The sequence below is a fragment of the Xanthomarina sp. F1114 genome (assembly GCF_026410255.1).
Lineage (GTDB): Bacteria > Bacteroidota > Bacteroidia > Flavobacteriales > Flavobacteriaceae > Xanthomarina.
Map to the genome: position 1 here is coordinate 194,777 of NZ_JAPMLL010000006.1, position 13,528 is coordinate 208,304.

Annotated in this window: 9 protein-coding genes and 5 tRNA genes; all 14 read right to left on the reverse strand. The window is 35.3% G+C overall.

Annotation, left to right across the window (positions count from 1 at the left end):
* Positions 1-43 precede the first annotated feature (43 nt).
* Positions 44-4,345 carry a DNA-directed RNA polymerase subunit beta' gene (gene rpoC, locus OS188_RS06775; protein ID WP_267148070.1) on the reverse strand — a complete coding sequence of 1,434 codons (4,302 nt, stop codon included), beginning with the start codon at positions 4,343-4,345 and terminating at the stop codon, positions 44-46.
* Positions 4,346-4,425: 80 nt separating this feature from the next.
* Complete coding sequence (gene rpoB, locus OS188_RS06780; protein ID WP_267148071.1) at positions 4,426-8,238, reverse strand: DNA-directed RNA polymerase subunit beta; 3,813 nt, start codon at positions 8,236-8,238, stop codon at positions 4,426-4,428.
* A 124-nt stretch (positions 8,239-8,362) separates the two neighbouring features.
* Positions 8,363-8,737, reverse strand: a complete 375-nt coding sequence (rplL, locus tag OS188_RS06785) for a 50S ribosomal protein L7/L12 (RefSeq protein ID WP_267148072.1) — start codon at positions 8,735-8,737, stop codon at positions 8,363-8,365.
* Between the two features lie 64 nt (positions 8,738-8,801).
* Positions 8,802-9,323 carry a 50S ribosomal protein L10 gene (gene rplJ, locus OS188_RS06790; protein ID WP_267148073.1) on the reverse strand — a complete coding sequence of 174 codons (522 nt, stop codon included), beginning with the start codon at positions 9,321-9,323 and terminating at the stop codon, positions 8,802-8,804.
* Between the two features lie 19 nt (positions 9,324-9,342).
* Complete coding sequence (gene rplA / locus OS188_RS06795; RefSeq protein WP_267148074.1) at positions 9,343-10,032, reverse strand: 50S ribosomal protein L1; 690 nt, start codon at positions 10,030-10,032, stop codon at positions 9,343-9,345.
* 17 nt (positions 10,033-10,049) lie between these two features.
* Positions 10,050-10,490, reverse strand: a complete 441-nt coding sequence (gene rplK / locus OS188_RS06800) for a 50S ribosomal protein L11 (protein ID WP_267148075.1) — start codon at positions 10,488-10,490, stop codon at positions 10,050-10,052.
* A gap of 74 nt (positions 10,491-10,564) precedes the next feature.
* The gene (gene nusG, locus OS188_RS06805) at positions 10,565-11,119 is read right to left on the reverse strand and encodes a transcription termination/antitermination protein NusG (protein WP_267148076.1); all 555 of its coding nucleotides are present in this window, start codon (positions 11,117-11,119) and stop codon (positions 10,565-10,567) included.
* A gap of 11 nt (positions 11,120-11,130) precedes the next feature.
* Positions 11,131-11,325, reverse strand: a complete 195-nt coding sequence (secE, locus tag OS188_RS06810; RefSeq protein WP_267148077.1) for a preprotein translocase subunit SecE — start codon at positions 11,323-11,325, stop codon at positions 11,131-11,133.
* A 68-nt stretch (positions 11,326-11,393) separates the two neighbouring features.
* Positions 11,394-11,466 (reverse strand) — tRNA-Trp (locus OS188_RS06815).
* Positions 11,467-11,639: 173 nt separating this feature from the next.
* Positions 11,640-12,827: an elongation factor Tu gene (tuf, locus tag OS188_RS06820; protein ID WP_267148078.1), complete on the reverse strand. Its 1,188-nt coding sequence runs from the start codon at positions 12,825-12,827 to the stop codon at positions 11,640-11,642.
* A 69-nt stretch (positions 12,828-12,896) separates the two neighbouring features.
* Positions 12,897-12,968, reverse strand: a tRNA-Thr gene (locus OS188_RS06825).
* Positions 12,969-13,037: 69 nt separating this feature from the next.
* A tRNA-Gly gene (locus OS188_RS06830) sits at positions 13,038-13,110 on the reverse strand.
* Between the two features lie 158 nt (positions 13,111-13,268).
* Positions 13,269-13,350: transfer RNA gene (locus OS188_RS06835), tRNA-Tyr, on the reverse strand.
* A gap of 77 nt (positions 13,351-13,427) precedes the next feature.
* Positions 13,428-13,501, reverse strand: a tRNA-Thr gene (locus tag OS188_RS06840).
* Positions 13,502-13,528: the final 27 nt, after the last annotated feature.

The following is a 13,528-nucleotide window of genomic DNA, read 5'->3' on the forward strand; positions in this document are numbered from 1 at the left end:
CAGGATTCTTTTAATTATTAATTATTATATGAATGCACAATAATTAGTTAAAATTAACCTCTTGTTTTGCTTGCATCATTTCATCGAATTCTTCTTTAGAACCAACTATAATGCTATCGTATCTTCTCATACCTGTTCCTGCTGGAATTCTATGACCTACAATTACATTTTCTTTTAGTCCTTCTAGATGATCTACTTTACCATTTACAGCTGCCTCGTTAAGTACTTTTGTAGTTTCCTGGAAGGAAGCTGCAGAGATAAACGACTTAGTTTGTAATGAAGCTCTAGTAATACCTTGTAAGATTGGAGTAGCCGTTGCCGGTTGTGCATCTCTTGCTTCAACTAGTTTTTTATCCTCTCTTCTTAAGATTGAATTCTCATCTCTTAAATCGCGAAGTGAAACTATCTGCCCAGCTTTTAAAGTTGCAGAATCTCCTGCATCTTCAACCACCTTCATTCCAAATACATCATCATTTTCTTCTATGAAATCAGATTTATGAACTAATTGATCTTCTAAGAATGTGGTATCTCCAGAATCTATAATTCTAACCTTACGCATCATTTGTCTTACAACAACTTCAAAATGCTTATCGTTAATCTTCACACCTTGTAAACGGTAAACTTCTTGAACTTCGTTCACTAAGTACTGTTGTACAGCAGAAGGTCCTTTAATATTCAAGATATCGTTTGGCGTAATTGAACCATCAGAAAGTGGCATTCCAGCTTTTACGAAATCATTTTCTTGTACAAGAATTTGACTAGATAACTTAACTAGATACTTTTTAACATCGCCCAATTTAGATTCAACAATAATCTCACGATTACCTCTCTTAATTTTTCCGAAAGAAACCACACCATCAATAGCACTAACTACTGCTGGGTTAGATGGGTTACGTGCTTCAAACAGTTCCGTTACACGTGGTAAACCTCCTGTAATATCTCCAGATTTTGCAGATTTACGAGGAATTTTAACTAACACTTTACCAACTTTAATTTTATCGCCGTCATCAGTCATAATGTGCGCACCAACTGGTAAGTTGTAAGAACGGATAGTTTCTCCCTTAGAATTTTCGATAATAAGAGTAGGAATTAACTTTTTATTTCTAGACTCAGAAATTACTTTCTCCTGGAAACCTGTTTGCTCATCAATTTCTACTTGATAAGTAACACCTTGTTCGATATTCTCATAACGAACTTTTCCTGCAAATTCAGAAATAATTACACCGTTATATGGATCCCAAGAACAAACAACATCTCCTTTTTTAACTTCAGCTCCACTTTCTATTGTGATAGCAGATCCGTAAGGAATATTATTAGTACTTAAAACAATGCCAGTTTTCTTATCAACGAGTTTTAATTCAGATGTACGAGAAATAACAATATCTACTGGTTCCCCTTGGCTATTTTCACCTTTTACAGTTTTTAACTCGTCTATTTCAGCAATACCATCAAACTTAACAGTTAATTTATTTACTTCTGAAATGTTACCTGCAATACCACCCACGTGGAAGGTACGTAATGTTAACTGTGTACCAGGCTCTCCAATAGATTGTGCTGCTACAACTCCTACGGCTTCACCTAGTTGTACCATTTTATTGGTAGCTAGATTACGTCCGTAACATTTTGTACAAATACCTTTTTTAGCTTCACATGTTAATGGAGATCTTACTTCTACAGACTCAATTGGAGAGACGCCAATTAATTTAGCTTTTTTCTCGTCTATTAAGTCTCCTGCAGATACTAATAACTCGTCTGTTAATGGATTATAAACATCATTTAAAGAAATTCTACCAACAACTCTATCCGCTAAAGATTCAACAATTTCATCATTTTTCTTTAATGGTGTTACTTCTACTCCTCTTAGAGTACCACAATCTTCGCTATTTACAATAACATCTTGCGACACGTCTACTAAACGACGAGTTAAATAACCAGCATCTGCTGTTTTTAATGCGGTATCGGCAAGACCTTTACGCGCACCGTGAGTTGAGATAAAGTATTCTAAAATTGAAAGACCTTCCTTAAAGTTAGAAAGAATTGGGTTTTCAATAATTTCTCCTCCACCTGCAGTAGATTTTTTAGGTTTTGCCATTAATCCACGCATTCCAGTTAACTGACGAATCTGTTCTTTAGATCCACGAGCTCCGGAATCAAGCATCATATATACCGAGTTAAATCCTTGTTGGTCTTCGCGAATACGCTTCATAGACAACTCTGTCAATTCAGCATTCGTAGATGTCCAAATATCAATAACTTGGTTATAACGTTCGTTGTTGGTAATAAGACCCATATTATAATTGGCCATAATACCATCAACTTGCTTGTTAGCAGACCCAATAAGATCTTGCTTTTCTGGTGGAATAATAATATCTCCTAAACTAAATGATAAACCACCTTTAAAGGCAAAGTTATATCCTAAGCTTTTAATTTCATCTAAGAAGTCTGCCGTTTCTGGCACAGAAGTTACTTCTAAAATCTTACCGATAATGCTTCTTAAAGATTTTTTGGTAAGTACTTCGTTTACATATCCGGCAGAATGAGGTACATGTAAATTAAATAATACACGACCAACTGTAGTTGGAATTACTTGTAATGATAATTCTCCTTCTTCGTTAAAATCGTATGTTCTAACTTTAATAGAAGCATTTAATTCCACACGTTTTTCGTTATATGCAATAACTACTTCCTCTGGAGAATAGAAAGTTAAACCTTCTCCTTTTATTTGAACATCCTTTGTAGACTTACGTTCTTTGGTCATATAATATAAACCAAGAACCATATCTTGAGAAGGAACAGCAACTGGCGAACCATTTGCCGGGTTCAAAATATTATGAGAAGCTAACATTAATAGTTGAGTCTCTAAAATAGCTTCTGGCCCTAATGGTAAGTGAACAGCCATTTGATCCCCATCAAAATCGGCGTTAAATGCCGTAGTTGCTAGAGGATGTAACTGAATAGCTTTACCTTCAATTAATTTAGGTTGGAATGCTTGAATACCCAGTCTGTGTAAAGTAGGAGCACGGTTTAAAAGAACTGGATGTCCTTTTAAAACATTCTCTAAAATATCCCAAACTACAGGCTCTCTTCTATCTATAATTTTCTTTGCAGATTTTACTGTTTTTACAATTCCTCTTTCAATTAGTTTTCTAATTACGAAAGGCTTGTAAAGCTCAGCTGCCATATTTTTAGGCAGTCCACATTCAAATAATTTTAATTCTGGTCCAACAACAATTACCGAACGAGCAGAATAATCTACACGTTTACCTAGTAAGTTTTGACGGAAACGACCTTGTTTACCTTTTAATGAATCTGATAAAGATTTTAATGGTCTGTTAGAATCCGTTTTAACAGCAGATGATTTACGTGTATTATCGAATAACGAATCTACAGATTCCTGTAACATACGTTTTTCGTTACGTAAAATAACTTCTGGTGCTTTTATTTCAACAAGTCTTTTAAGACGGTTGTTTCTAATAATTACACGACGATATAAATCGTTTAAATCTGAAGTTGCAAAACGACCTCCATCTAGTGGTACTAAAGGACGTAATTCTGGTGGAATAATTGGAATAACCTTCATAATCATCCATTCTGGACGATTTTCTCTGTTTTCGTTCGATTCACGTAAAGCTTCAACAACTTGAAGTCTTTTTAAAGCTTCTGTTTTACGTTGTTTAGACGTTTCTGTATTTGCTTTATGGCGTAATTCAAATGATAAGGCATCTAAATCAATTCTTGCCAATAAATCGATTAAACATTCAGCTCCCATTTTAGCAATAAACTTATTAGGGTCTGAATCGTCTAAATATTGATTTTCTTTAGGAAGTGTTTCAAGAATATTTAAATATTCTTCCTCTGTTAAGAAATCCATTTTCTGTACAGGTTCTCCTTCTGCGTTATTAGCAATACCTGATTGAATTACTACATAGCGTTCGTAGTAAATAATCATATCTAATTTCTTAGATGGTAAGCCTAAAAGGTAACCTATTTTGTTTGGTAAAGAACGGAAATACCAGATATGAGCAACAGGAACAACCAAATTGATATGTCCTACTCTATCTCTACGTACTTTCTTTTCTGTTACTTCAACACCACAACGGTCGCAAATAATACCTTTGTAGCGAATTCTTTTATATTTTCCACAAGCACATTCGTAATCCTTTACAGGACCAAAAATACGCTCACAAAATAAACCATCTCTTTCTGGTTTATGTGTTCGATAATTGATAGTTTCTGGTTTAAGAACTTCGCCACGAGATTCTGCTAAAATAGACTCTGGAGATGCTAAACCAATTGAGATTTTATTAAATCTCTGTACTGTATTCTTATCTTGTTTTCTTGCCATTTTCTTTTAGTATTCAGTCTCAGCCTCAGTATTTAATTTAATAAAATATAAACTAAATACTGCGACTGCATACTATTTTTTTATTCCTCTAATCTAATGTCTAGTCCTAGACCTTTCAATTCGTGCATAAGTACGTTGAAAGATTCTGGTAATCCAGGTTCTGGCATTGGTTCTCCCTTAACTATACTTTCGTAAGTTTTAGCTCTACCAATAACATCATCAGATTTAACGGTCAATATTTCTCTTAACGTTGCAGATGCTCCATAGGCTTCAAGAGCCCAAACTTCCATCTCTCCAAAACGCTGACCACCAAATTGTGCTTTACCACCAAGAGGTTGTTGAGTAATTAAAGAGTACGGTCCAATAGAACGTGCGTGCATCTTGTCGTCTACCATATGTCCTAATTTCAACATATAGATAACTCCAACAGTTGCAGGTTGGTCAAAACGATCTCCTGTTCCACCATCGTATAGATAGGTATGTCCATATCTTGGAATTCCGGCTTCATCTGTTAATTCGTTGATTTGATCCAATTCTGCACCATCAAAAATAGGTGTTGCATACGTACGTCCTAGTTTTTGTCCAGCCCATCCAAGAACAGTTTCATATATCTGACCAATGTTCATACGAGAAGGTACACCAAGCGGGTTTAATACAATATCCACTGGAGTTCCATCTTCTAAGAAAGGCATATCTTCATGACGTACAATTCTAGCAATAATACCTTTATTACCGTGACGTCCTGCCATTTTATCTCCCACTTTAAGTTTACGCTTTTTAGCTATATAAACTTTAGCAAGTTTGATAATTCCAGCTGGTAATTCGTCTCCTACAGAGATAGTAAACTTCTCACGACGTAAAGAACCTTGTAAGTCGTTTTCTTTAATCTTGTAGTTGTGAATTAAATCGGCAACCAATTTATTAGTAGCATCGTCTGTAGTCCAAGTACCGCTAGTTAAATGGGTATAATCGTCTACAGAGTTTAACATTTTAAGTGTATATTTCTTACCTTTTGGTAATACTTCTTCACCTAAATCGTTAAAAATACCTTGAGCTGTTTTACCTCCAACAATAGCAAAAAGTTTTTCAACTAAGACATCTTGTAAATCGTCAAATTTCTTATCGTAAATACCTTCTAATTGTAAGATATCTTCTTTGTCTTTTGCACGCTTGCGTTTATCTTTAACCGCACGAGCAAAAAGCTTTTTATCGATAACTACACCATGTAATGATGGAGAAGCTTTTAACGATGCATCTTTTACATCTCCAGCTTTATCACCAAAAATAGCACGTAATAATTTCTCTTCAGGAGTTGGATCACTTTCACCTTTTGGTGTAATTTTTCCAATAAGAATATCTCCAGGTTTTACTTCAGCTCCAATTCTTATCATTCCATTTTCGTCAAGGTCTTTTGTTGCCTCTTCAGAAACGTTTGGAATATCGTTTGTAAGCTCTTCGTTACCTAATTTAGTATCTCTTACTTCAAGAGAGTACTCATCTATATGTATAGACGTAAAAATATCTTCTCTTACAACTCTTTCTGAAATTACAATAGCATCCTCAAAATTATACCCTTTCCAAGGCATAAAGGCTACTTTCATATTAATTCCAAGAGCTAATTCTCCTTTTTGAGTAGCATATCCTTCGCAAAGAACTTGACCTTTAGTTACTTTATCACCTTTTTCAACGATAGGTTTTAGGTTGATAGAAGTTCCTTGGTTTGTTTTTCTAAACTTAATAAGCGGATATGTTTTAGTATCGCTATCAAAACTAACTTTTGCTTCGTCTTCAGTTCTATCATATTTGATAGTAATTTCTCTAGAATCTACATATTCAACAACGCCACTTCCTTCGGCATTAATTAATACACGAGAATCTGAAGCTACTTGTCTTTCTAATCCTGTTCCAACAATAGGAGCTTGCGGACGTAATAAAGGAACTGCTTGACGCATCATGTTAGATCCCATTAAGGCTCTATTCGCATCATCATGTTCCAAGAAAGGAATTAAAGACGCAGAAATAGAAGCAATTTGGTTTGGCGCTACATCGGTATAATGGATATCTTTAGGTTCTACTACCGGGAAATCTCCTTCCATTCTAGCAATAACCTTATCAATTTTAATTTTACCCGCATCGTCTACTTCAATAGTTGCCTGAGCAATCATTTGGTCTTCTTCTTCCTCTGCACTTAAATAAATTGGTTCTCCTTTAATATCTACTACACCATCTTCTACTTTTCTATACGGAGTTTCGATGAATCCCATAGCATTTACTTTAGCAAATACTGATAGAGAAGAAATAAGACCAATATTTGGTCCCTCAGGAGTTTCAATTGGACAAAGTCTTCCGTAGTGTGTATAGTGAACATCACGTACTTCGAAACCAGCTCTTTCACGAGATAATCCTCCTGGTCCTAAGGCAGATAAACGACGCTTATGCGTAATTTCGGCCAAAGGATTGGTTTGATCCATAAATTGAGATAACTGGTTTGTACCAAAGAATGAATTAATTACAGACGATAAAGTCTTCGCATTAATTAAATCTATTGGAGTAAAAACTTCGTTATCACGTACATTCATACGTTCGCGAATAGTACGTGCCATACGTGCTAAACCAACTCCAAATTGTTGAGATAATTGTTCTCCTACTGTACGTACACGACGGTTAGATAAGTGATCAATATCATCAATCTCCGCTTTAGAATTGATAAGCTCGATTAAATATTTTATAATAGTAATGATATCTTCTTTGGTAAGCACTTGCTTATCCATCCCAATATCAAGACCTAATTTTTTATTCATTCTATAACGACCTACTTCTCCTAAAGAGTAACGTTGGTCCGAAAAGAATAATTTATCAATAATACCACGCGCAGTTTCTTCATCTGGCGGCTCAGCATTACGTAATTGTCTATAGATATGTTCAACAGCTTCTTTTTCAGAGTTTGTTGGATCTTTTTGTAAGGTATTATGAATTATAGCATAATCTCCTTGTTGTGCACTTTCTTTATGTAAAAGAATAGTTTTTACACTTGTCTCAAGGATTTCCTCAATATTATCTTTATCAAGAACGGTATCACGATCTAAAACAATCTCGTTACGTTCAATAGATACAACTTCTCCTGTATCCTCATCCACAAAATCTTCATGCCATGTGTTAAGTACACGGGCTGCCAATTTACGACCTAATACTTTTTTCAATCCCGCTTTAGAAACTTTAATTTCTTCTGCAAGATCAAATATTTCAAGAATATCTTTATCACGCTCAAAACCAATAGCTCTAAATAAAGTAGTTACAGGTAATTTTTTCTTACGATCGATATAGGCATACATTACCGAGTTGATATCCGTAGCAAATTCTATCCAAGAACCTTTAAACGGTATAACTCTAGCTGAGTATAATTTAGTTCCATTAGCATGGAAAGATTGTCCAAAAAACACACCAGGAGAACGGTGTAATTGAGAAACAACAACACGCTCTGCACCGTTAATACAGAAAGTACCAGAAGGTGTCATGTAAGGAATAGTACCTAAATACACATCTTGAACTATGGTTTCGAAATCTTCATGTTCAGGGTCTGTACAGTACAGTTTTAATCTAGCTTTTAGCGGAACGCTATATGTAAGTCCTCTTTCAATACATTCTTCAATGCTATATCTAGGTGGATCGATAAAGTAATCTAAGAATTCTAAAACGAATTGATTACGTGTGTCGGTTATTGGGAAGTTTTCCATGAAGGTATTATAAAGACCTTCATTACCTCTTTCTTCTGATTTCGTTTCTAACTGGAAAAAATCCTGGAAGGATTTAATCTGAATATCCATAAAGTCTGGATATTCTGTTCTATTTACAATAGACGAGAAGTTTAATCTTTCAGCTTGTGTTACTAACATCAATGGACGAAATTTTGATTAAAAAAAATGTTTGATTATAGCCTACTGGCTATATACGACAAATGGTCTAGGTCCAAGAGAGCGTTCTCCAGACCTAAACCTTTGTTACTTTTAAGTGATAAGCTTACTTAAGCTCAACCTCTGCTCCAGCTTCTTCTAATTGAGCTTTTAAAGCTTCTGCTTCGTCTTTAGCAACACCTTCTTTTACAGGGCTAGGTGCACCGTCAACTAATTCTTTAGCTTCTTTTAATCCTAAACCAGTTAATTCTTTAACTAATTTTACAACTGCTAATTTAGAACCACCAGCCGCTTTAAGGATTACATCAAATTCAGTTTGCTCTTCAGCAGCGTCTCCACCACCAGCAGCAGGTCCAGCCATAGCTACAGCAGCAGCTGCAGGCTCAATACCATACTCATCTTTTAATATAGTTGCTAATTCGTTTACTTCTTTTACTGTTAAGTTAACTAATTGTTCTGCGAAATCTTTTAAATCTGCCATTTTTCTATCGTTTTAATAAATTTTAATAATAATATAATTGTAATTAAGTGCGTACACGTTTTGATTATCCTTCTTTTTCGGATAAAGTTTTAATAATACCTGCTAGTTTACCTCCACTAGATTTAAGTGCCGAAACAACGTTTTTAGCTGGAGATTGTAATAAGCCAATAATGTCTCCAATAACTTCTTCTTTAGACTTAATGTTAACTAAAGATTCTAGTTGATCGTCGCCAATATAAATTGCTTCCTCAATAAACGCTCCTTTTAAAAGAGGTCTATCTGATTTCTTACGGAAAGTTTCAATAATTTTAGCTGGAGCATTACCTGTTTCAGAATACATAACTGAAGTGTTTCCTTTTAATGTAGAAGGAAGGTCTCCAAAGTCCTTATCTGATGCTTCCATTGCTTTTGCAAGCAAGGTATTTTTAACCACTGCTAATGTTACATCTGCTTTAAAGCAAGCACGACGTAAATTTGTAGTACTAACTGCGTTTAATCCTGAAATATCTGCTAAATAGATATTTGTATTATCAGCTAGTTCTGCAGTTAAGTCTTTGATTACTTGTGATTTTTCTTCTCTTGTCATAATAAAAGTTTTAAACTACTTAACCGATCTTTGGATCAACAGCTAAACTTGGGCTCATTGTAGAAGACATAAAAATGCTCTTTACATAAACTCCTTTTGCTGCAGTTGGTTTTAGTTTGATTAATGTTTGTAATAATTCGTTTGCGTTATCCACAATTTTATCAGCACTAAAAGATGCTTTTCCAATTGAGGCATGAACAATACCTGTTTTATCAACTTTAAAGTCGATTTTACCAGCTTTTACATCGCTCACTGCTTTTGCTACGTCCATAGTTACAGTACCTGTCTTTGGGTTAGGCATTAAACCACGAGGACCTAATACGCGCCCTAAAGGACCTAATTTACCCATTACGCTTGGCATAGTTACAATAACATCTACATCTGTCCAACCACCTTTAATTTTATTAAGGTACTCATCTAAACCTACGTAGTCTGCTCCTGCTTCTTTTGCTTCTGCTTCTTTATCTGGAGTAACTAATGCTAAAACTTTTACATCTTTACCAGTTCCATGTGGTAATGTTACTACACCTCTTACCATTTGATTTGCTTTTCTAGGATCTACTCCTAAACGAACTGCGATATCTACAGATGCATCAAATTTGGTATTGGTTATCTCTTTTACTAATGCTGATGCTTCAGTAACAGAATAAAGTTTTCCTTTTTCTATTTTTGCTAAAGCTTCTTTTTGTTTTCTTGTTAATCTTGCCATTTCTAAAATTTTATAGATTAATTAGGGGCTTCGCCACCTTTTACAGTTATACCCATTGATCTTGCAGTACCCGCAACCATTTTCATGGCAGCATCGACAGTAAATGCGTTTAAATCCGGCATTTTGTCTTCTGCAATGGCTCTAACTTGATCCCAAGAAACTTTTGCAACTTTCTTAATATGTGGCTCTCCTGAACCTTTTTTTGCTTTGGCCGCTTCTAATAATTGTACAGCTGCAGGTGGTGTTTTGATTACAAAGTCGAATGATTTGTCTTTGAAAACCGAAATCACAACTGGTAATACTTTACCAGGTTTATCCTGTGTTCTAGCATTAAACTGCTTACAGAACTCCATGATATTCACTCCAGCGGCACCTAAAGCGGGTCCAACCGGTGGCGACGGATTCGCTGCACCTCCCCTAACTTGTAGTTTAACTACTTTACTTAACTCTTTTGCCATTTTTACTAATTTAGTTTTTTTGCAATACTTATTTTTAGAAGCTTAAGATTGCCTTTTTATATATGTAACAATTATTATACTTTTTCTACTTGCATATAACTTAACTCTAATGGGGTTTTTCTTCCAAAAATCTTAACCATTACTTCAAGCTTACGCTTTTCTTCATTTATTTTTTCAATAGTTCCATCGAAACCGTTGAAAGGTCCATCAATTACTTTAACAGTTTCTCCAATATTAAATGGAATTGCAACGTTTGCATCTGCATCTACTGTTAACTCATCTACTTTACCTAACATTCTGTTTACTTCAGACTGTCTTAATGGCACTGGATCTCCTCCTTTTGTTTCACCTAAAAATCCAATAACATTAGTTACAGATTTTATAATATGTGGAATCTCGCCAGTTAAATTGGCTTTCACCATAATGTAACCAGGAAAATAAACTTTTTCTTTATTTATTTTCTTTCCGTTACGAATTTGTACTACTTTTTCGGTTGGAACTAAAACTTGGTCAACATAATCTTCTAAGCCCAATCGAGCGATTTCCGTTTCTATGTAAGCTTTAATTTTATTTTCTTGACCACTTACAGCACGAACAACATACCATTTCTTTTCACTCCCTTCAGACATAAAATCTATTTTTAACTTATCAAATTAAAATAAAAACCAACTACTTTGCTAAATACGGTGTCTACACCCCATATTGCTAATGAAAACACAATAGAAAAAACAGCTACAAGAACTGTTAAACTTTGCGCTTCTGCCATTGTAGGCCAAGTGACATTGTTTTTTAACTCACCGAATGATTCTTTAATATAAGTAATAATTCCTGCCATTTTAATATTGTTATTTAACGGTTTAAGAGGTTTTCCTTGCAGACAAACTTCTCGTCTCGTATTTTTTGCACGGGTTGAGAGACTCGAACTCACGACACCTGGTTTTGGAGACCAGTGCTCTACCAACTGAGCTAAACCCGTATAAAAGAAGTGCTTATTTTACACAAACTAACTTCTTTTAAATTTTATAATCTTCTCAATTTAAGTAATTACTAACTATACGTTAGTATAACCGAAAACAAGAAAACCTTTTAAATACAAGTCAAGGTATTCCATTATAGAATACCTTAACTTTTATATTTATTAAACTTTAATTAGTCTAAAATTTCAGTTACCTGACCAGCTCCAACTGTTCTTCCTCCTTCACGGATAGCGAAACGAAGACCAACATTCATTGCAATTGGTTGGATTAATTCAACTGTAATAGTTAAGTTATCTCCAGGCATTACCATTTCTACTCCATCAGGAAGCGCAATGTTTCCAGTTACGTCAGTTGTACGTACGTAGAACTGTGGACGGTAGTTGTTATGGAATGGAGTGTGACGTCCACCTTCTTCTTTTTTCAAGATATAAACCTCAGCTTTAAATTTAGAGTGTGGTGTTACAGAACCAGGCTTAACAATTACCATACCTCTAGAGATTTGAGTTTTATCAATACCTCTTAATAAGATACCAGCGTTATCACCAGCTTCACCTCTATCTAATATTTGACGGAACATTTCGATTCCTGTAATAGTAGAAGTTAATTTTTCTGCACCCATACCAATAATCTCTACTGGATCTCCAGTGTTAGCTACACCAGTTTCGATACGACCTGTTGCAACAGTTCCACGACCAGTAATAGAGAATACATCTTCAATAGGCATTAAGAAAGGCTTATCCATATCACGAACAGGCTCTTCAATCCAAGCATCTACTTCTTCCATTAATTTAAGAAGAGCATCAACCCATTTTTGTTCACCGTTAAGTGCACCTAAAGCAGATCCTTGAACTACAGGTCCATTATCTCCATCGTACTCATAGAAAGATAATAACTCACGGATTTCCATTTCTACTAATTCTAATAATTCTGGATCATCAACCAAGTCAACTTTGTTCATGAATACAACAATTCTAGGAATACCTACTTGGCGACCTAAAAGAATGTGCTCACGAGTTTGTGGCATTGGACCATCGGTTGCAGCAACCACAAGGATAGCTCCATCCATTTGAGCAGCACCAGTAACCATGTTCTTTACGTAATCCGCGTGACCAGGACAGTCAACGTGAGCGTAATGGCGGTTAAGTGTTGCATATTCTACGTGTGAAGTATTAATAGTAATACCTCTTTCTTTTTCTTCTGGAGCATTATCAATTTGATCAAATGATCTTGCTTCTGAATAACCTGCATCAGCTAATACTTTTGTAATAGCTGCAGTCGTGGTTGTTTTTCCGTGATCTACGTGTCCAATTGTACCAATATTTAAGTGTGGTTTTGAACGATCGAAAGTTGCCTTTGCCATGTTTTAAATAATTTAATCTTAGTTATATAATAATATTAGTGTATTCTAATTTAATCTAGCTTCTAAAAGAGCCAATGACGAGAATTGAACTCGTGACCTCTTCCTTACCAAGGAAACGCTCTACCCCTGAGCTACACCGGCTTTTCATTTACGATTGCCGATATCTGATTTACAATTTTAAAACCGCAAATCATAGCCCGTAAACTATAGAGCGAGAGACCGGGTTCGAACCGGCGACATTCAGCTTGGAAGGCTGACGCTCTACCAACTGAGCTACTCTCGCATTTATCAAATATTCTAATACTAATTAGAATAAATGAAAGGTTTTCAATATTTCAAAAATCTTCATATTTATTCTGGATTGGTGACCCAACCCAAAGAATTTTTAAACGCAGTTTTGCAAAAGCACGCTTTTGATAACTTCTTATTCAAAATTCTTTGTGGGGAGAGCAGGATTCGAACCTGCGAAGACGTAGTCAGCAGATTTACAGTCTGCCCTCGTTGGCCGCTTGAGTATCTCCCCAAAATTTCAATTTTTTTAATGAACTTTCTCAAAACACTTGATTATTTTGAGACTTCTACTTCCGAAGAAGTTTTTAGAGCCGATGGAGGGACTCGAACCCACGACCTGCTGATTACAAATCAGCTGCTCTAGCCAGCTGAGCTACATCGGCTTTTAAACCTTTTTCAACAAAAAAAAA